The organism is Methylobacterium sp. EM32 (assembly GCF_040593685.1).
In the GTDB taxonomy this organism is placed as follows: Bacteria; Pseudomonadota; Alphaproteobacteria; order Rhizobiales; family Beijerinckiaceae; genus Methylobacterium.
Genome location: NZ_JBEXZS010000149.1, coordinates 34,311 through 52,822 on the forward strand (window position 1 = coordinate 34,311; position 18,512 = coordinate 52,822).

Genomic DNA, 18,512 nt, shown 5'->3' on the forward strand with positions numbered 1-18,512 from the left:
TTTTTCGTTGCCGGAGCGGGCCGCTCTCCGCCAGACCCTGCTTCGATTCCTGCAACAAAACCGGGTCCATCATCGTTCTACTTGTCTGATGGCGAAGGTGAATTGCTCCCTGCGCCGCGAAACCTCAGCGATACGGATTCCGATGCCCTCCGACCCGTACGAGAATCACGACGCCGCGCTGCCCCCGCCGGTGCGCGACCACCTCGGCCAGCAGCTCCGCTCGGCCTACAACGCCGAGGCCGCGAAGCCGGACTACCTCGGCGATCCGAGCCTGCCGCCGGAATTCACGCCGCAGCTGCGCCGTCTCGAAACCCGCTTCAAGGCCCACGACACCGGCCGCGAGGCGGTGGCGGACGCGCTCAAGGATATCCTGAGCGACCCGCCGGGGAAGCGGTGAGCGCGCCCGTGAGTTGGGTCGACCGATTCGACACCCTCCGCGTCATCCCGGGGCCGCGACAGCGGAACCCGGGATCCATAACCGCCGACGATACAGGACGAAGCGGAACGCGATCCGCCTGACCTGGCATCCTCGGCGGTTATGGATCCCGGGTTCTCGCCTTGCGGCGAGCCCCGGGATGGCGTGGAGCGTGGGAATTCGAGGCTGTTCTTCTCTGCCTTACCGCCGCGCCGCCAGCAGATCCCGGATTTCCGTCAGGATCTTCACGTCGGCCGGATCATCCTTCTTCACCTCCTCGCGCCGGACCAGCTGGTTCATGCCGCGGATCACCAGGAACAGCACGAAGGCGACGATCAGGAAGTTGAGCGCTACGGTGATGAACTGGCCGTAGCCGAGCACCGCGCCCTGCTTCTTGGCCTCGGCATAGGCCAGCCCGGTCTGCACCTTCGAGGAGAGCGGCAGGTAGTAGTTCGAGAAATCGAGCCCGCCGGTGATCGCCCCCACCGTCGGCATGATGACGTCCTGCACCAGCGAGGTGACGATGGCCCCGAAGGCCGCACCGATCACCACGCCGATCGCGAGGTCGACGACGTTGCCGCGCAGGGCGAACTTCTTGAATTCCTCGAGCATGTCGGGTCTCCTCGCGGGCGCCGATTGGCGCGCCCGCTCACACAGCCAAGCTGGGGCGCGATCGCCCGAGGGGGAGTCGTCCGATGGCGGATTGGGATGCGGGCCAGTACCTGAAATTCGCCGATGAGCGCACGCGGCCGGCCGCCGACCTGTTGGGCCGGGTGCCGCTCTCCGCCCCGGCCCGGGTGGTCGACCTCGGCTGCGGGCCCGGCAACAGCACCGCGCTCCTCGCCGCACGCTTCCCCACGGCCACGATCACCGGCCTCGATTCCTCGCCCGCGATGCTGGAGGAGGCGCGGCGCACGCTCCCGGGCGTCACCTTCGTCGAGGCCGACCTCGCCGCCTGGGAGCCGGAGACGGCGCCCGACCTGATCTTCGCCAACGCCGTGCTGCAATGGCTGCCTGACCATGCCCGCCTGTTGCCGCGCCTCGCCGGCTTCCTGGCGCCGGGCGGCTGCCTCGCCGTACAGATGCCGGACAACCTCGACGAGCCGTCGCACCGGGTGATGCGCGAGGTGGCGCAGGAGCCGCCGTTCCGCAACGCGCTCGCCGGCGCGGCCGGCGCCCGCACCGCGCTCGGCTCGTTCCAGGATTACGATGCGTGGCTGTCGCGGGCGGGCTGCACGGTCGATCTGTGGCGCACGGCCTACGTCCACCCGCTGCAAGGGCACCGCGGCATCGTCGAGTGGGTGCGCTCCACGGGCTTGCGGCCGTTCCTGGCGCCCCTGAGCACCGAGCAGCGGGCCGAGTACCTCGCCCGCTACGAGGCGGCGTTGCGCCGGGCCTATCCGGCGCAAGGTGACGGGCGGGTGCTGCTCCCGTTTCCGAGGCTGTTCATCGTGGCGCGGCGGGCCTGACCGGGCGCGCTGATCGCCTGGGTCGGGATCTCCTCGACCGATCTTGCGTATGCTCTCCCACCCGCAACCTCATCCTGAGGTGCGAGTGAAACGAGCCTCGGAGGAGGCCTCCAGAAGTCCCCACGATTCCTGGAGCTCTCCTTCGAGGCCCACTTCGTGGGCACCTCAGGATGAGGTTGTGGGTAGGAGAGGCGAGGCAATCATCCGTAACGAGCACTTTGCCGGCCAGACAGGCCCTCAGCCCGCCGTCGCCTCGTCGCTCGGCGGCAGAGGCGCCTGCGCCGCCTCGGCCTTCAGCTTGCGCCGGTACTGGTTGGCGCCGATCGGGATCGCCACGAGATAACCGAGGCTGAGCAGCGCCAGGATCTCGAACGGGAAGCTGATCAGGAGCCCGAACGCCGCCACCGTCACGACGAAGATCGGCAGCACGTATTCCCGCGGCACCCGCTTGCCGACGGTCTTGCCCGAGAAGGTCGGCACCGTGGAGATGACGAGGAGCGCGATCACCAGCGTGTAGATCAGCGCCACCGGCGCGAGGCCCGGCGCCATCTCGAAGCCGAGGAAGTGCAGGTAGAGCGGCAGCATCACCGTCAGCGCGCCGGCCGGGGCCGGCATGCCGACGAAGAAATCCTTCTTCCATTCCGGCCGGTTGGGATCGTCCAGCATCACGTTGAAGCGGGCGAGCCGCAGGGCCATCGCGATGGCGAAGATCAGGGCGACGATCCAGCCGAGCTGCTTCAGGTTGTGCAGCACGAAGCTGTAGAGGATCAGCGCCGGGGCGCAGCCGAAATTGACGAAGTCGGCGAGCGAGTCGAGTTCGGCGCCGAAGCGCGAGGTGCCCTTGAGCAGGCGCGCCACCCGTCCGTCGACGCCGTCGAGCACCGCGGCGGCGATGATCGCGATCACCGCCGGCTCGAACTTGCCCTCGAAGCCGAAGCGCACGGCGGTGAGCCCGAGGCAGACCGCCATCAGGGTAATCATGTTGGGGATGATCATCCGCACCGGCACCGGCTTGAACCGGCGCGGTTTGGGCTCGTTCGGCTCCGGCGCGAAGGGCGGGAAGAGGTCGTCCATGGCGGGTCCCTCCCCTGTCAGGTGCGGCGGAACTGCCGCACCGGGCCGGTCCCGCGCAGGTCAGCAAGCACGGTCTCGCCCGCCACCGCCTTCTGGCCGAGGCCGACCAGCACCCGCGTGCCCGCCGGCAGGTAGACGTCGACCCGCGAGCCGAAGCGGATCAGGCCGAACCGGTCGCCGACGGTGAGGTCGTCGCCGGGCTTGACCCAGTCGACGATGCGGCGCGCGACCAGGCCGGCGATCTGCACCACGCCGATCCGCACCGGCTCGCCGTTCTGGCGGGTCTCGATCACGAGCCCGTTGCGCTCGTTGTCCTCGCTCGCCTTGTCGAGCTCGGCGTTGAGGAAGAGGCCCGGGGTGTAGTGGACCTGGTCGATGCGGCCGGTGACCGGGACCCGGTTCACGTGGCAATCGAACACATTCATGAACACCGAGATCCGCAGCATCGGCACGGAGGGCAGGTCGAGCTCGGAGGGCGGCAGCACGGTGCTGATCAGGTTCACCCGTCCGTCCGCCGGCGAGATCACCAGGCCGTCGCCGACCGGCACGATCCGCTCGGGATCGCGGAAGAAGTAGCAGACCCACAGCGTCAGCAGCAGGAAGATCCAGCCGAGGAACTGCACGAAGGTGCCGGCGAGCACCGTCAGCACGATGCCGATCGCGATGAAGGGATAGCCCTCCTTGTGGATCGGCACCAGCACGCGGCGGATCGTCTCGAACAGGTCGGTCATGAGTCCTCGGGTGCGTCCTCGGGCCTTGTCGGCCGCGAGCGGCCGGTTTCTGCGCCCGCGGATGGCAGGCGCATGGCTTCACGTCAATTGTCAGATCGGCGCGGGACGCCTCACGACAGAGCGGCGGGCTCGGGCGCCTTCGCCACCGGGCCCGGGATCTCCCCCGGCTCCAGATGCGTGCGCAGGCTCGGCCCTTCTTGCGCCTCCGCGCGCTTCAGCGCCTCGCGGGCCGCGTCCGCCTCGCGCTGGCGGTTCCACATCGCCTCGTAGACGCCGCCCTGGGCGAGCAGCGCCAGGTGGGTGCCGCGCTCGGCGATGCGGCCCTGGTCGAGGACGATGATCTCGTCGGCGCCGACCACGGTCGAGAGGCGGTGGGCGATGACGAGGGTGGTGCGGCCCCGGCTCACCCGGTCGAGGGCGTCCTGGATCTCGCGCTCGGTGAAGGAATCGAGCGCCGAGGTCGCCTCGTCGAGGACGAGGATCGGCGGCCCCTTCAGGATGGTGCGGGCGATGGCGACGCGCTGCTTCTCGCCGCCTGAGAGCTTCAGGCCGCGCTCGCCCACTGGCGTGTCGTAGCCCTCCGGCAGGGCGGCGATGAACCGGTCGATCTGGGCGAGGGTTGCGGCCTCGCGCACCTCGTCCTCGGAGGCCTCCCAGCGGCCGTAGCGGACGTTGTAGCCGATCGTGTCGTTGAACAGCACCGTGTCCTGCGGCACCATGCCGATGGCGGCGCGCAAGCTGTCCTGCTTCACCGCCGCGATGTCCTGCCCATCGATCGTGATGCGGCCCGATTGCGGCTCGTAGAACCGGAACAGCAGGCGCGACAGGGTGGATTTTCCGGCGCCGGACGGCCCGACGATCGCGACCGTGCGCCCCGCCGGCACCGTGAAGCTGATGCCGCGCAGGATCGGCCGCTCCGGCACGTAGGCGAAGTGCACGTCCTCGAACCGCACCACCGCGTCGGTGACCGCGAGCGGCGCGGCGCCCGGTCGGTCGGCGATCTCCGGGTTGCGGTGCAGGATCTTGAACATGTCGTCGATGTCGATCAGGGCCTGCTTGATCTCGCGGTAGATCATGCCCATGAAGTTGAGCGGCATCGAGAGCTGCACCAGCATGGTGTTGACCAGCACGAAGCCGCCGATCGTCGCCCGCCCGGCCATGATGTCGCGGGCGGCGAGCCACATGACCACGCTCATGCCGATCGTGAAGATCACCGCCTGCCCGGCGTTGAGCACCGCGAGCGAGACGTAGGTCTGGGTCGAGGCTTTCTCGTAGCGCGCCATCGACTGATCGTAGCGCTCGGTCTCGCGCCTTTCCGCGCCGAAGTACTTCACCGTCTCGTAGTTGAGCAGCGAATCGACCGCCTTGGTGTTGGCGTCGGTGTCGGAATCGTTCATCCGCCGGCGGATGGCGATGCGCCACTCGGTGGCCTTGTAGGTGTAGCCGAGATAGGCCGCCACCATCACCAGCACGACGAGCGAATAGGAGAGGCTGAACTCGTAGGCGAGCGTGCCGAGCACCAGCAGGAACTCGACGATGGTCGGCACCAGCGTCAGCACCATCAGGCGCGAGAGTTCCTCGATGCCGTTGCGCCCGCGCTCCAGCACCCGGGTTAGGCCGCCGGTCTTGCGCTCGAGGTGGAAGCGCAGGGACAATTGGTGCATGTGCCGGAAGGTCTGGAGCGCCAGGCGCCGCACCGCGTGCATCGCCACCTTGGCGAACAGCCCGTCGCGGACCTGGGTCAGCAGCGCCATGGCGATCCGGGTCGCGCCGTAGAGCGCGATCATCAGGGCCGGCGCGGCCCAGATCCCGGTCGGGACCGCCTCCTCCTTGCCGCCGACCACCGCCACGAGCGCGTCGGTCGCCCACTTGAAGGTGAACGGCATCGCCAGGGTAACCACCTTGGCGACGAGCAAGAGGCCGAAGGCGATGAAGACGCGGCGCTGCAGGTCGGGCCGGCCATGGGGCCAGAGATAGGGCCACAGGCGGCGGTAGGTGGCGACGAGGCCAGGCCGCTCGGGCTCGGCCGAAGAATTCGGATCAGTGGACAAGGGCCGGTTCCGGACGGATTTTCGCGCCGCATATAGGTCATGACCGAACGACGGGACAGCGCGCCCGACGCGGCCCGGACCTGCGGCGGACTTGTCGGTACGGCGGCAAGGCCCGGAAACAAGGCCCTGGAAACCCGCGCGACATGTCGGCGAAACCCGCCTAGAACGGCGGCATTCCGGCCGCGCAGGCCTCGCGCGTCCCCTCCCCTGTCGTCATGCCCGGATCGTCCATGCTGCTCCCGTCCTCCCGCGATGTTCGGCGCCCGCGCACCGGTCCGGCCCTGCTGCCCGTGCACGCGCCCCCGTCCTGGGGCGGGGATGCGACGGTGGCCGTGCTCGAACGCTGCCTCGCGCGCTGGCGCCGCTACGAGGCCGAGACCGTCGATCCGGCGGTCTCGCCCCACGACGACATGCTGGTCGACACGCCGGAGGGCCGGGCGCATTACCGCCATGTCGGGCTCTCGGCCCTGCGCCTGATCACCGAGGCGATGCTCCTGACCGGGCGCACCGATCCGCGGCGCATCCTCGACCTGCCCTGCGGCGGCGGGCGGGTGACGCGCCACCTGGTGACATTCTTCCCCGAGGCGGAGATTTCGGTCGCCGACCTCGACGCCCGCAAGGTGGCGGACGTGGTGGCGCAGTTCGGCGTGACCGAGATCGCGAGCAGCAAGGATTTTTCCGCCCCCCTGCCCGGCGCCTACGACCTGATCTTCGTCGGCTCGCTGGTCACGCATTTCGACGCGCCGCTCTTCGCCCGGGCGGTGAACGTGATGATCGACGCGCTCGCCCCCGGCGGCGTGCTGGTCCTGACCTCGGCCGGGCGCAACTGGGCCGCGCTCGCGGGCGTGCAGGACCGCGACGCGGGGCTGGTGCCGCTGCGCTGGTGGCGGGCGGCGCTGGCGCTCGTCGGCGGGAAGAAGGCCTCGCACCGCCTGCGCGTGCTGGAGAGCGACTACGCCCGGCACGGCTTCGGCTACACCGAGGTGCGGAGCTGGACGAAGCTCTACGGCCAGAGCTACGGCGGCAGCTTCGCGGCGCCGTCCTGGCTGATGCGGGTGGTCGAGGAGCGGAACGACGCCCTGGTGATCGGCCTCAAGGAGCGCGGCTTCGACAACCTCCTCGACGCGACGCTGATCCAGCGGGCGGGCTGAGGCAGCCGGACGGCCAGGCGCCTGTTCGATACAGCTCTCAAACCCTCGATGTCATCTCGGGGCCGCGCAGCGGAACCCGGGATCCATAACCGCCGAGGCTTCAGGACGACGCGGAGCGCTGCCCGCCTTTTTTAGGCACCGTCGGCGGTTATGGATCCCGGGTTCTCGGCAAGCCTCGCCCCGGGATGACGAGGAGGAGACGATACTGTTCGTTCAGTCGAACAGGCTCTCACCCGCGACTCTCCGGCTCCCGCGACTGGGGCCCCTCGCCCGGCAGCACGAAGACCTGGCCAGGATAGATCCGGTTCGGGTCGCGGATCTGGCGCTGGTTGGCGTCGAAGATCACCGTGTAGCGCAGGCCCTTGCCGTAGGCCCGGCGGCTGATGCTCCACAGGTTGTCGCCACGGGTGACCTTCGCGGTGCTGATGCCGGGCACGAACACCGTGCCGGACTCGGCGGCAGTCTGCGCCGCCTCCGCGCCCGGCGCCCCGGCGGGGGCCAAGGCCGTGGCCGTCGCGCCCGCGGGCGGAACGGCGGCGGAGGGCGCCGCCGCGACCACGGGGCCGCCCGACGGCGCGCCGCGCATCAGGGGCTGGCGCGCCGGCATCTCGGCCGCGCCGGTGACGGCCGGTCCGAGCGTCGGCGGCACCGCGAAGGCGGTCTCGGCGCGGGTCTTGACCGAGCCGGTGGCGGGATCGACCTGATCGATCCTCACCCGGTAGTCGCCGGGCTTGACCCCGCGCCCGATCGTGAAGGCGACGCGACCGTCCGGCCCCGCCTGGCCGGGCGCCACCAGCGTGTCGTTGAGGTAGAGCCGCAGGTCCGCCTTGGGCGCTCCCTGCGCGGTGACGTAGAGCCGCCCGCCGGGCTCGGCATCGACGCCGACGACCTTGACCGGCTGGGGACCGGCCGGGGGCCTGGCCTCGACCTTGGCCTGGGCCTCGGTCTTGGCGTCGACCTTGGCGGGCTCCGGCAACGAGAGCACCGCGGTCGGCTGGCCCGGCACCGTCACGGCGACGAGGGGCTTGGTGCGGCGGTCCTGCGCCACCACCACCACGGCGCTGGCGCGGCTCGAGGCCGTGGCGCCGTCCGCCGCGGTGCTGCGCAGGGTGATCTCATGGCTGCCCGGCGGCAGGGACGGCGGCACCAGGGCGAAGTTGCCGGCCCCGTCGGCCCGTGTGCGGGCGAAGGGCTGGCCGTCGCGCAAAACCTCGACCTCGGCCCCGGGCCGGCTGCGCCCGGCGAGCACGCTCGCCCCGTCGGGCTCGACCCGGATGACGTCGAAGGACGGAGCATCGCTCCCCGCGACGGGCACCTCGGGCTTCGCCGGCAGGGCGGCGAGGGGCGTCACGGCCGGCGCCGGCGCGGTCGGCGCGGTCGGCACCGGATCCGGCCCCGTCTCCGGCGTGTCGAGCGAGAACAGCCGCGTGCCGCTCGCCGCGACGCCGATGAGCACGAACCCGGCGACGAGGCCGACGGCCGCGAGGACGATTCCCCTGCGCAACTCGCTCGTCCGCAACTCCGTCGTCATGGCGCACCACTCCCGCTCAGGGGTCCTCCAGGCCGATGGCCTCGCGCCGCGCGACCTTTCGCCTCCGGTCGACACGCCCACGCCATCGCCATCATAGTAACAGGACTGGCGGGGCGAGACCACGCGGCGCGCAGCGCGCGGCTCGGCCGGAAACTTGCGTGACACCAGCCGGTTTCGGCTGCGAACGGTGCGGAGACTCGATGCGGACGGTTTGCGTGTATTGCGGCTCGGGGTTCGGCACCGATCCGGTCTTCGAGGCGACGGCGCGGGCGCTGGGGCGCCACCTGGCCGAGGCCGGCATCGCGCTCGTCTATGGCGGCGGCAATGTCGGGCTGATGGGCACGGTGGCGCGAGCGGTGCTCGACCATGGCGGCCACGTGACCGGCATCATCCCGGACTTCCTGAAGTCGCGCGAGCGGATGCTCGACGACGTGCAAGAGACCATCGTGGTCTCCGACATGCACACCCGCAAGAAGCTGATGTTCGACCGCTCCGACGCCTTCGTGGCCCTGCCGGGCGGTATCGGCACCCTGGAGGAGCTGGTCGAGCAGATGACCTGGTCGCAGCTCGGCCAGCACGCCAAGCCGATCCTGCTGCTCTCGGTGGCCGATTTCTGGGCCCCGTTCCTCGCCCTCCTCGACCACATGCGCCGCACCGGCTTCATCCGCGAGGGCCTGGACCTCAGCTACCTCGTGGCCGAGGAACCGGATCAGGTGGTGCCGATGCTGCGCGAGGCGGTGCGTCGGGCAGGCCCGCGGCCGGAGGCTGAGGCGCTGATCGAGGAGAAGTTCTGAAGCCGGCGACGGCTCGTCGAGGACTCTGCCGTCGTCGTTCCGGGATCGATGGCGGCGGTTTTCACGATCCCTCCCACCCGAGACCTCGTCCTGAGGTGCCGCGTAGCGGCCTCGAAGGAGGCCTCCAGAGATCGCTGCGGGTCCTGGAGCCCTCCTTCGAGGCTCTCTTCGCTCACACCTCAGAATGAGCTCTCGGGTGGGATCAAACGTGTCACGTCACGAGGAGACCATCTTGACCACGACCCCGGACGCGAAGCCCCCGAACGACGGGCTGCCCTACCGCCTGATCACCGGCAAGGACGACGCCCAGTTCTGCCGCCGGATCTCGGAGGCGCTGGCCCTCGGTTACAAGCTCTACGGCTCGCCCGCCTGCACCTTCAACGGCACGGATGTGATCGTGGCGCAGGCGATCGTCTGGCCGGCGGCCGTCAAGGAGTGAGAGGGCGGCCTGAAGGGAGGCGCCGCCCTTCAGGCCTCATCGTTGGACCGGATGTGGTGCTCCTACTGCCCCACCGTCCAGCTCGTCGTCCCGTCCTTGTTGTCCTTCACCGTCACCCCGAGGGCCGTGAGCGCGCCGCGGATCCGGTCGGATTCCGCCCAGTCCTTGCGGGCCCGGGCCTCCTTGCGCTCAGCGATGAGCCGTTCCACCGCCGCGGCATCGACGCCGGAGGCCGCCACCGCCGCCTGCTCGCGCGCGGTCTTGGTCTGGCCGAGCAGCCCGAGCAGGCCGGCGCCGGCCCTGAGCGAAGCCGGATCGTCGAGGCGGTGCACCTCGCCGAGCGCCGCCGGGGTGTTGAGGTCGTCGAGCAGCGGCTCGAGCACGCTGTCGGGCGCCGGGCCGGGGCTCGCGTCGCCGGCGGCGTCGTACCAGCGGTCGAGGGTGCGGCTCGCCTCCTCCAGGCCGCGGAGCGTCCAGTCGATCGGCTGGCGGTAATGGGTGCGCAGCATGGCGAGGCGCACGACCTCGCCGGGCCAGTCCGCCAGCACCTCGCGCAAGGTGACGAAGTTGCCGAGCGACTTCGACATCTTCTCCCCCTCGACCTGCAGGAAGCCGTTGTGGAGCCAGATGTTGGCCATCACCGGCGTACCGAAGCAGCAGCGGGATTGGGCCACCTCGTTCTCGTGGTGGGGAAACACCAGGTCGATGCCGCCGGCATGGATGTCGAAGGTCTGGCCGAGATGCTTCCAGGCCATGGCCGAGCACTCGATGTGCCAGCCCGGCCGCCCCGGGACCGCGATCCCGGCCGGCGAGGCCCAGGACGGCTCCCCGGGCTTAGAGGGCTTCCACAGCACGAAGTCGAGGGGCGAGCGCTTGTAGGGCGCGACGTCGACCCGGGCGCCGGCCTCCATCTCGTCGAGGGGGCGGCGCGACAGCGCGCCGTAATCGGGCATCGAGGGCACGTCGAACAGCACGTGGTTCTCGGCGACGTAGGCGTGGCCGGCCCGCACCAGCCGGTCGATCAGCGCCGTCATCTCGACGATGTGGTCGGTCGCCCGCGGCTCGATCATCGCCGGGGGTTGTCCCGCCACGTTGACGTCCTCCGGCAGCAGGATGCCGAGGCGGCGGATGTCGTCGTGGAACTGCGCCAGCGTGCCGTCGGTGAGCTCGCGGATGGTGATGCCGCGCTCGGCCGCCCGGGCGTTGATCTTGTCGTCCACGTCCGTGACGTTGCGGGCGTAAGCAACCGCCTCCACCCCGTAGACGTGGCGCAGCAGGCGGAACAGCAGGTCGAAGACGATCAGCGGCCGGGCGTTGCCGATATGGGCCGCGTCGTAGACGGTCGGGCCGCAGGCATACATCCGCACCCGGCCCGAATCGATCGGCCGGAGCGGCTCCTTGGCCCGGGAGAGCGTGTTGTAGAGGCGCAACAGCGAGGCCATGAAACACCTGCGGAACGGGGTCGGGCCGGGCCGCCGCGCGGGGCTCCGGCCGAGGTTCTAAGTCGTTGCCGGGTCGAGGATCGGACCCGGCTTTGCCGGTCTCCGGACGCCGCCGGCGCGGACGACCGGGCGGCCGCCTGTTGCACGGGTGAGACGCCGCGGAGGGCGGATCCGGGTTAGCCCAATTCCGCGAGCAATTCGAGACGGCAGACGAGGCGGGGCGCAAAGCCCTGGCGGACCCTGCGTAATCGGCCCACTCGCATGATGCGTAGAGAGATTGTTTACCACCCACGCCCAGTGTCGGGCCGGAGCCGGATGCCGACGGCTCCGATCAGAAGGTTTGCCCCATGCGTCGCACCCTCGCCGTCCTCAGCGCCCTCGGTGTCCTGGTCTCCGCCGCCGTGCCGGCGCTGGCCGCATCGCAGACGCCCGGCGTGGAGAAGACCTTCCTGATCCCCTCCAGCGACGGCTACGGCGTCGCCGAGTGCCTGACCACCGGCGGCGAGTGCGGCCAGGTGGTGGCGGATGCCTGGTGCGAGTCGCAAGGCTACGCCAAGTCGGCCTCGTTCGGCATCGCCGCTCAGGATGAGTATACCGGCGCGATCGAGGCGGCCCCGGCCGTGAAGACCTCGGACCGCCCGATCCGGATCACCTGCCGGGATTGACGTGGGGGATCCCCAAACATCCATCGTTGCAGAAACAAGACCAATCCCGTCCCGCCCGCGACCTCATCCTGAGGTGCCGGAGCGCAGCGGAGGCCTCGAAGGAGGCCTCCAGAAGCCTCCATGGTCGCTGGAGGCCTCCTTCGAGGCCCACTGACGTGGGCACCTCAGGATGAGGTGGTGGATGGGATCAATGCAAGAATCAGTGAGGCTCGGCCTCGCACGATATCGCAGGCCGCTCCACCCGGCACATGTGCTTCATCCGCAGGCACAATGACACGCTGGCGCGCCGCCCGGGCCGCGCTATCTCGGATCGCACGAACCGACGACCGGGACAGCAGGCGGGAGTGAGCAGGATGATCCGAAGCGTCATCATCGCCGCGGTCCTGATGCCGGGCTTGGCGCTCGCCGCCCCGCGGAGCCGCGAGCCCGTCGGCCCGGTCGTCCCCGGCCTGCCCGGCTCCGATTGCCGGATGTGGTCCCCGTTCGATCACGACGTCGTCGGCTCCGCGCCGCGCCCGGGCGCCCGTCCGGTGCGGGCCGCGAGCGGCTGGGGCGGCACCGCCTACGGCTACGGCACCGGCGGCGCCTCGGCCTCCGGTGCGGTCGCGTTCCCGGCCGACAGCGCGGCGGAGTGCGACATCGGCGAGCTGACCTTCGGCCGCGCCGGGCTCGACATCCTGCCGCGCTGAGCCCGGCTCAGGTGCCCGGCTGGCCGTGCACCGCCTTGTAGAAGAAGTCCTTCCACTCCTTCGGCCGGTTCTTCAGCACCCCGGCCTTCACCAGGTGCTCAGCCTGCAGCATCGTGCCGTAGGGCGTGGTCGAGAACACGACGCCGGGCTGCTTCATCATCGCGACGAGCTCGTCGGGCTCGAACTTCTCCTTGGTCGCCCCGAGATAGAGCTCGGCCGCCCGCTTCGGGTCGTCGCGGATCAGCGCGTTGGCCTCGTCGATGGCGGCGAGCACCGCGGCGGTGGTCTTCGGGTTCTGCTCCATGAACTTGCCGCGGCCGAACACGATGGCGTTGCTCAACGGCCCCCCGACCACGTCGTAGGAGTTGAGCACGACGTGGATCTTCGGGTCCTTCAGCTCGATCTGCTGGTAGGGCGGCAGCGAGAAGTGGCTGTTGACCTCGCTGGTGCCCCCGAGCAGCGCGCCGACCGCGTCGGGATGGCCGAGCTGGATGGTGATCGCGTCGAGCTTGTTGCGGCCGGCCTCGCCGAACTGCCGCTCGGCGGCAATCTGCAGCATCACGGCCTGGGCGGAGACCTTGACGGTCGGCACCGCGATCCGGTCCTTGGCCGAGAAGTCGGCCAGCGTCTTCACCGCCGGGTTGCGGGTGACGAGCATCATCGGCGCGCCGGCCGAGGCGGCGAGCCCCTTCACCTCGCCGCGGGTGCGGTCCCAGGCGAGCAGCAGGTTGGTGGCGCCGCTGGTGACGAAATCGACGTTGCCCGAGATCAGCGCGTCGACCGAGGCGCCGCCGCTCGTCAGCGTGACCCAGCTCACCTTCACGTCGCCGAGGCCGGCAGCCGCGACGTGCTTCTCGACCAGGCGCTGCTGCTCGGCCAGCACCATCGGCATGTAGATCAGGCCGGGCTGGCGGGTGAAGCGGACCTCTCCGGTCTCGGCATTCACGGGCGAGGCGGCGAGGCCGAGGACGACGGCCAGCGCGCCGACGGCGCGCCTGAGGAACGGCATGGGCGGATGCTCCCTGTTTCCCGGCCCATGTCCGGACGCTCGGGAACGAGCACCCGCCGGGACCGTGTCAGGGGGCCAGGGTCCGGAAATGACCCGGATACGTCAAGCCGCGACGAAGGAAGGGGGGTATCGTCAGGCCGAGACGGCGGAGCCGGATTCGGTCCGGGCCTGCGCGGCGCGGCTGCGGTTCGCCACCATGCGGTCGTGCAGGCGGATGATCGTGCGCGAGCCGGTGCTGGTGAAGGCGAAGGGCAGGAGGCCGTGCACCAGACAGGCGAGGCCGCCGGCGATCATGCTGAGGCCGAAGCTGGTGGCGACGCCCATATGCTCGACATAGGTCTCGCCGACGGCGGCCGGGTGCTCGGAGAAGGACAGCTTCGACATGGGAACCTCGGGCGAATCGGGGTCTCGAAAGGCACCTTGAAAATCGCACGAAGCCCGCGCAGACGGATTGCGAAATTTGCCTGCACCCCGCATGTTCGCGCAAACAGATTGCGTGAATTCGCGAGAGGTCGAAAAATTTTCGCGTGGACGAGTTCGACCGAAAAATCCTGTTGTGCCTGCAGGAGAACGCGGCCGATTCGCTTGAGGCGATCGCCGCCCGGGTCGGCCTGTCGGCCTCGCCGTGCTGGCGGCGGATCCAGAAGCTGGAGGCGCAAGGGGTGATCCAGCGTCGGGTGGCGCTCCTCGATCCCGAGCGGATGCGGGTCGGCGTCACGGTGTTCGTCTCGGTACGCACCAACCGCCACACCGCCGACTGGGCCGAGCGCTTCTGCGCCGCCGTGGTCACGATCCCGGAGGTGGTCGAGTTCTACCGCATGAGCGGCGAAACCGATTACCTGCTGCGCATTGTGGTGCCCGACATCGCCGCCTACGACCGGGTCTACAAGCGGCTGATCCAGTCGGTCGACCTCTACGACGTCAGTTCGGCCTTCGCGATGGAGCGGATCAAGTACACGACGGCATTGCCGGTGACTTACGCTGAGTAATATTCCGGAAAAACTGGTTCGAATTATCTATATTTCCATTATCCATCCAGACCTCGACCTCATCCTGAGGTGCTGCCGCTTGCGGCAGCCTCGAAGGAGACCTCCATGGGCCGCAGAGACTTCTGGAGGGCTCCTTCGAGGTCAGTCGATCTTCGATCGACTGACACCTCAGGATGAGGTCGTGGGTTAGGAGGAGATGCTCATTGTGGCTGAGCAGCTTCGAGAGAAACGCTCGACGCGACGGCGCGGGTCTGGCCTGCGCTCGGCGCCGGTTGCTTTCTGAGCCCATCGGTTTAGCTGCGCAAAAAAGGCCTCCACGCCAAGTTCCCCCGAGAAGAGCCACCATGACGACCTCCCGGACGACGCGCCGTCCCCTTGTGATCGCCGCCGTGATGGCCGCGATGGCGATGGTGGCGATCGAGGCGACGATCATCTCGACGGCGATGCCGGGCATCGTCGGCGAGCTCGGCGGGCTGTCGCTCTACGCCTGGGTCTTCTCCGGCTTCCTCCTCACCCAGACCGCCGCCACGATCGTGTTCGGCAAGCTCGCCGACATCCACGGCCGCAAGCCCGTGTTGCTCACCGGCATCGCGGTGTTCCTCGCGGCCTCGGTGCTGTGCGGCTTCGCCTGGTCGATGCCGGCGATGATCGCCTTCCGGCTGATCCAGGGCATCGGCGCGGGCGCCATCCAGCCCGTCGCGCTCACCATCGTGGGCGACCTCTACACCGCGCAGGAGCGCGGGCGGATCCAGGGCTTCCTCGCCAGCGTCTGGGCGATCTCGGCGGTGGTCGGGCCGGTGGCGGGCGGCTTCATCATCGCGCATGCCTCGTGGTCGTGGATCTTCTGGATCAACCTGCCGGTCGGCGTCGTCGCCTCGGGCCTGTTCATCGCCTTCCTGCACGAGGGCGAGCGGCGCGAGCGCCGGCCGGTCGACGCGGCGGGCGCCGCCCTGTTCACCCTCACGGTGGCGGCGCTGATGGTGGCGCTGACCGAGGCCGGCGAGGCGCGCTGGCCGGTCGCCGGCCTCGCCGCCGGGCTCGGCCTCGTCGCGGCCGTGCTGCTGGCCGTCCAGGAGCGCCGGGCGCGGGAGCCGGTGATCGACGCCTCGCTGTGGCGGCGCCGGCCGATCGCCGCCGCCAACGGCACGTCGCTGCTGGCCGGCATGGCGCTCATCGGGCTCACCACCTTCCTGCCGATGTATGTGCAAGGCGTGCTCGGGCAGACGCCGATCGTCGCCGGCATGGCGCTCACCGTCATGGTGCTCGGCTGGCCGATGGGGGCGACGCTCGCGGCGCGCTCCTTGAACCGCTTCAGCCTGCGCCGCATCCTGATCACCGGCAGCCTGATGCTGCCGCTCGGGGCCATCGCCATCGTGACGCTGCAGCCCGGCAGCCACCCGGTCCAGGCCGGGATCGGCTCGCTGGTCATGGGCTTCGGCATGGGGCTGGTCAGCAACGCGTCCCTGATGCTGATCCAGGAGATCGTGCCCTGGACCCAGCGCGGCAGCGCCACGGCCTCGAACATCTTCTCGCGCAACCTCGGCAGCACGCTCGGCGCCACGGTGTTCGGCGCGGTGCTCAACCACGGGCTCGCGGCCTCGGGCAGCACCGTCACGGCGGACAGCCTGCAGCAGGCGCTCGCGGCGGGCGGCCTGCCGGGCGAGGCCGAGACCGTGCGCCAGGTCCTGCAGCACGCCCTGCACCAGACCTTCTGGGCGGTGCTGCTGTTCTCCGCGGCGGCCTTCGCCACCGCGCTCCTCGTGCCGCACATCACCCTCGGGCGCGCCCGCGAGGTGCCGGCGGAGTGATCGTCCCTCAGGGCCTGTTTGAGTGGTGAAGACGCTGCCGCGAGGCAATCTTCTATCTCACCCACGACCTCATCCTGAGGTGCCGCGTAGCGGCCTCGAAGGAGACTTCCAGTTTCCTCGGAGACTTCTGGAAGCCTCCTTCGAGGTCAGTCGATTGTCAATCGACTGACACCTCAGGATGAGGTCGTGGGTGGGGTGGAATTCTACCGAGCAATCATACAGGCTCTCAGGAGGCGCGGGCCCGCGGATGCGCCGAATCGAACGCGTCGAGCAGGCGGGCGGCGTCGACCTTGGTGTAGACCTGCGTCGTCGCCAGGGAGGCGTGGCCGAGCAACTCCTGGATCGCCCGCAGGTCGCCCTGACGGCCGAGCAGGTGGCTGGCGAAGGAGTGGCGGAGCGCGTGCGGCGTCGCGGTGTCGGGCAGACCGAGCGCCCCGCGCATCGACGCGACGGCGAGCTGCACGATGCGCGGCGAGAGCGGTCCGCCCTTGGCGCCGACGAAGAGCGGGCCCTCCGCCGGCAGGCGATAGGGGCAGAGCTTCAGGTACTCCGCCACCGCGGCCTGGACCTGGGGGATCACCGGCACGCTGCGGGTCTTCTGGCCCTTGCCGACCACCGTCACCGCATCGATCCCGTCGACAGGCGCGTCGCGCCGCGTGAGGCCGAGCGCCTCAGAGATGCGCAGGCCCGAGCCGTAGAGGAGGGCCAGCACCGCGGCGTCGCGGGCCAGTACCCAGGCCGGGCGCTCCTCGCCGGCGCGGATGTCGGGGCTCGCCATCGCGATGGCGGCGGCGACGGGGAGCGGACGGGGCAGGCGCCGCTCGACCTTGGGCGAGCGGATCGCACTGAGCGCCGCGACGCTGCCGTGCCCCTCCCGGTCGAGGTGGCGGGCGAAGGAGCGCAGGCCGGCCAACCCCCGCATCAGGCTGCGCCCGCCGACGCCCTCCTGCCGCCGCGCCGCCATGAAGCCGCGCAGGTCGCGGGGCTTCAGCCGGATCAGGGCCGGGATGTCGGGATTCGTGCCCTGGCGCACCAGGTGGGCGAGGAACTGGCGCAGGTCGCGCCGATAGGCCTCGACGGTGTTGGGCGACAACCGCCGCTCCGAGGCCAGCCCTTCGAGCCAGGTGATCGCCGCCGCCCGGACATCGGGCGCGCCGGGCAGCAGAAGGTCGGCGGATTCGGCATCGGAGGTCGAGTCGCTCATCGGGGGCCGGGCTCCGGATCGAGGGGCGACGAGTAGGCCCCCGACTCGGTTGACGGCCGGTTGACGCCCCAGCATCATTCGCCGAAGCGGTCACCGGTTCGGCGACAAAAATGATGAAAAAACAAAAAGTTAAGCAGAGTTGCCCGGAGCAACTCTGCTTGACGCTCAGGCGGGGGTGAAGCGCAGGGTCACGCCGTGGCGGGCGCTCGCCCCCGGCGCCAGCAGGATTTGCGAATCCCGCTCGGCCAGTTCGCCCGAGAAGCCCGCCCAGTCGGCGTGGCCGGTCCAGCATTCGAGGGATAGGAACGGCGCCGTCGGCCGGGTCCAGACCGCGAGATGGGGAAAATCCTCCGTCTCGAGCGCGATGGCCGCGCCCGACGGCGCGGTGAAGTGCATCGCCCGGCTGCGGGCGTTCAGGAACACCAGCGCCTCGGTGAACAGCGCGGGATCGAGGGGCAGGGTGTCGCCGTCGAGGGGCAAAGGCCGTTCGGAGCGCACCAGCAGGCCGCCGGCACCGACCTCCGGCACCGCCGGCCGCTCCGGCTGCTCGAAGCGCACCGCGTAGCCGCCCCCGGCCGCCCGCTCAGCCCCGGCGAAGGGCCAGGGGAAGGCCGGGTGGAAGCCGAGTCCGTAGGGCAGCGGCTCGGAGCCGGGGTTGTGGACCTCGCAGGCGAAAGTCAGCGCCCCGTCCCGTACCGTGGCGGTGATGTCGAGGCGGAAGGCGAAGGGATAGTGGGTTCGGGTGTCCGCGCTGTCGGTCAGGCGGAGCGTCACGCTGTCCTCGGCCTGCGCCACCACGGCGAAGCGGCTGTCGCGGGCGAAGCCGTGCTGCGCCATCGGATAGGCGCGGCCGTCGACCGTCACGGCGCCCCCGGCGGAGGCGCCGACGACCGGGAAGAGCCAGGGCGCGTGCCGGTTCCAGTGCACCGGGTCGCCCGACCACAGGTACTCGGTGCCGCCGACCCGCCAGGAGACCGGCTCGGCCCCGGTGAGGGCGAGGCGGGCGGTGGTGTCGCGGTGGCGGATCTCGACGGTGTCGCTCATCGGGGCC

Annotated in this window: 19 protein-coding genes; 9 read left to right on the forward strand and 10 right to left on the reverse strand. The window is 70.2% G+C overall.

Going from position 1 to position 18,512, the window contains the following annotated elements; translation table 11 throughout:
* Nucleotides 1-142: 142 nt before the first annotated feature.
* Nucleotides 143-397, forward strand: coding sequence for a hypothetical protein (locus tag ABZT49_RS20230; RefSeq protein ID WP_355288405.1), 255 nt, complete (start codon nt 143-145; stop codon nt 395-397).
* A gap of 219 nt (nt 398-616) precedes the next feature.
* On the opposite strand, the gene mscL is transcribed toward ABZT49_RS20230, so the two are convergent.
* A complete protein-coding gene (gene mscL / locus ABZT49_RS20235) occupies nt 617-1,027 on the reverse strand; it encodes a large conductance mechanosensitive channel protein MscL (protein ID WP_355288407.1) in 411 nt (136 codons plus the stop codon).
* Nucleotides 1,028-1,110: 83 nt separating this feature from the next.
* On the opposite strand from mscL, the gene tam reads away from it, so the two are divergent.
* Nucleotides 1,111-1,884, forward strand: coding sequence for a trans-aconitate 2-methyltransferase (gene tam / locus ABZT49_RS20240; protein ID WP_355288409.1), 774 nt, complete (start codon nt 1,111-1,113; stop codon nt 1,882-1,884).
* Between the two features lie 237 nt (nt 1,885-2,121).
* On the opposite strand, the gene pssA is transcribed toward tam, so the two are convergent.
* From pssA to ABZT49_RS20255, 3 genes are all read right to left on the reverse strand, one after another.
* Complete coding sequence (gene pssA / locus ABZT49_RS20245; RefSeq protein WP_355288411.1) at nt 2,122-2,958, reverse strand: CDP-diacylglycerol--serine O-phosphatidyltransferase; 837 nt, start codon at nt 2,956-2,958, stop codon at nt 2,122-2,124.
* Between the two features lie 17 nt (nt 2,959-2,975).
* Entirely contained in the window at nt 2,976-3,689 is a 714-nt protein-coding gene (locus ABZT49_RS20250) for a phosphatidylserine decarboxylase (RefSeq protein ID WP_355288413.1), read from the reverse strand.
* Between the two features lie 110 nt (nt 3,690-3,799).
* On the reverse strand, nt 3,800-5,740 hold the full coding sequence (locus ABZT49_RS20255; protein WP_355288415.1) for an ABC transporter ATP-binding protein/permease: 1,941 nt from the start codon (nt 5,738-5,740) through the stop codon (nt 3,800-3,802).
* A gap of 230 nt (nt 5,741-5,970) precedes the next feature.
* On the opposite strand from ABZT49_RS20255, the gene ABZT49_RS20260 reads away from it, so the two are divergent.
* Nucleotides 5,971-6,891, forward strand: a complete 921-nt coding sequence (locus tag ABZT49_RS20260) for a class I SAM-dependent methyltransferase (RefSeq protein ID WP_355288417.1) — start codon at nt 5,971-5,973, stop codon at nt 6,889-6,891.
* Nucleotides 6,892-7,120: 229 nt separating this feature from the next.
* Here ABZT49_RS20260 and ABZT49_RS20265 read toward each other — a convergent pair whose 3' ends face one another.
* Entirely contained in the window at nt 7,121-8,422 is a 1,302-nt protein-coding gene (locus ABZT49_RS20265) for a LysM peptidoglycan-binding domain-containing protein (RefSeq protein WP_355288419.1), read from the reverse strand.
* 200 nt (nt 8,423-8,622) lie between these two features.
* On the opposite strand from ABZT49_RS20265, the gene ABZT49_RS20270 reads away from it, so the two are divergent.
* A complete protein-coding gene (locus ABZT49_RS20270; protein ID WP_355288421.1) occupies nt 8,623-9,216 on the forward strand; it encodes a TIGR00730 family Rossman fold protein in 594 nt (197 codons plus the stop codon).
* 232 nt (nt 9,217-9,448) lie between these two features.
* Nucleotides 9,449-9,655, forward strand: a complete 207-nt coding sequence (locus tag ABZT49_RS20275; RefSeq protein ID WP_355288423.1) for a DUF1737 domain-containing protein — start codon at nt 9,449-9,451, stop codon at nt 9,653-9,655.
* A 62-nt stretch (nt 9,656-9,717) separates the two neighbouring features.
* Here ABZT49_RS20275 and cysS read toward each other — a convergent pair whose 3' ends face one another.
* The gene (gene cysS, locus ABZT49_RS20280; RefSeq protein ID WP_355288425.1) at nt 9,718-11,097 is read right to left on the reverse strand and encodes a cysteine--tRNA ligase; all 1,380 of its coding nucleotides are present in this window, start codon (nt 11,095-11,097) and stop codon (nt 9,718-9,720) included.
* A gap of 347 nt (nt 11,098-11,444) precedes the next feature.
* Between cysS and ABZT49_RS20285 the strand changes: the two genes are divergently transcribed.
* Both ABZT49_RS20285 and ABZT49_RS20290 read left to right on the forward strand, forming a co-directional pair.
* On the forward strand, nt 11,445-11,762 hold the full coding sequence (locus tag ABZT49_RS20285) for a hypothetical protein (RefSeq protein WP_355288427.1): 318 nt from the start codon (nt 11,445-11,447) through the stop codon (nt 11,760-11,762).
* 353 nt (nt 11,763-12,115) lie between these two features.
* Nucleotides 12,116-12,451, forward strand: a complete 336-nt coding sequence (locus ABZT49_RS20290) for a hypothetical protein (protein ID WP_355288429.1) — start codon at nt 12,116-12,118, stop codon at nt 12,449-12,451.
* Between the two features lie 7 nt (nt 12,452-12,458).
* On the opposite strand, the gene ABZT49_RS20295 is transcribed toward ABZT49_RS20290, so the two are convergent.
* Complete coding sequence (locus tag ABZT49_RS20295) at nt 12,459-13,460, reverse strand: ABC transporter substrate-binding protein (protein WP_355288431.1); 1,002 nt, start codon at nt 13,458-13,460, stop codon at nt 12,459-12,461.
* A 132-nt stretch (nt 13,461-13,592) separates the two neighbouring features.
* A complete protein-coding gene (locus ABZT49_RS20300; protein WP_355288433.1) occupies nt 13,593-13,844 on the reverse strand; it encodes a DUF6356 family protein in 252 nt (83 codons plus the stop codon).
* Between the two features lie 143 nt (nt 13,845-13,987).
* Between ABZT49_RS20300 and ABZT49_RS20305 the strand changes: the two genes are divergently transcribed.
* Both ABZT49_RS20305 and ABZT49_RS20310 read left to right on the forward strand, forming a co-directional pair.
* Nucleotides 13,988-14,449 carry an Lrp/AsnC family transcriptional regulator gene (locus tag ABZT49_RS20305; RefSeq protein WP_355288435.1) on the forward strand — a complete coding sequence of 154 codons (462 nt, stop codon included), beginning with the start codon at nt 13,988-13,990 and terminating at the stop codon, nt 14,447-14,449.
* 344 nt (nt 14,450-14,793) lie between these two features.
* The gene (locus tag ABZT49_RS20310) at nt 14,794-16,257 is read left to right on the forward strand and encodes an MDR family MFS transporter (protein WP_355288437.1); all 1,464 of its coding nucleotides are present in this window, start codon (nt 14,794-14,796) and stop codon (nt 16,255-16,257) included.
* Between the two features lie 226 nt (nt 16,258-16,483).
* Here the strand turns inward: ABZT49_RS20310 and ABZT49_RS20315 are convergent, their stop codons facing one another.
* On the reverse strand, nt 16,484-17,461 hold the full coding sequence (locus ABZT49_RS20315) for a tyrosine recombinase XerC (protein ID WP_355288439.1): 978 nt from the start codon (nt 17,459-17,461) through the stop codon (nt 16,484-16,486).
* Nucleotides 17,462-17,626: 165 nt separating this feature from the next.
* Entirely contained in the window at nt 17,627-18,505 is an 879-nt protein-coding gene (locus ABZT49_RS20320) for an aldose 1-epimerase family protein (protein WP_355288441.1), read from the reverse strand.
* Nucleotides 18,506-18,512: the final 7 nt, after the last annotated feature.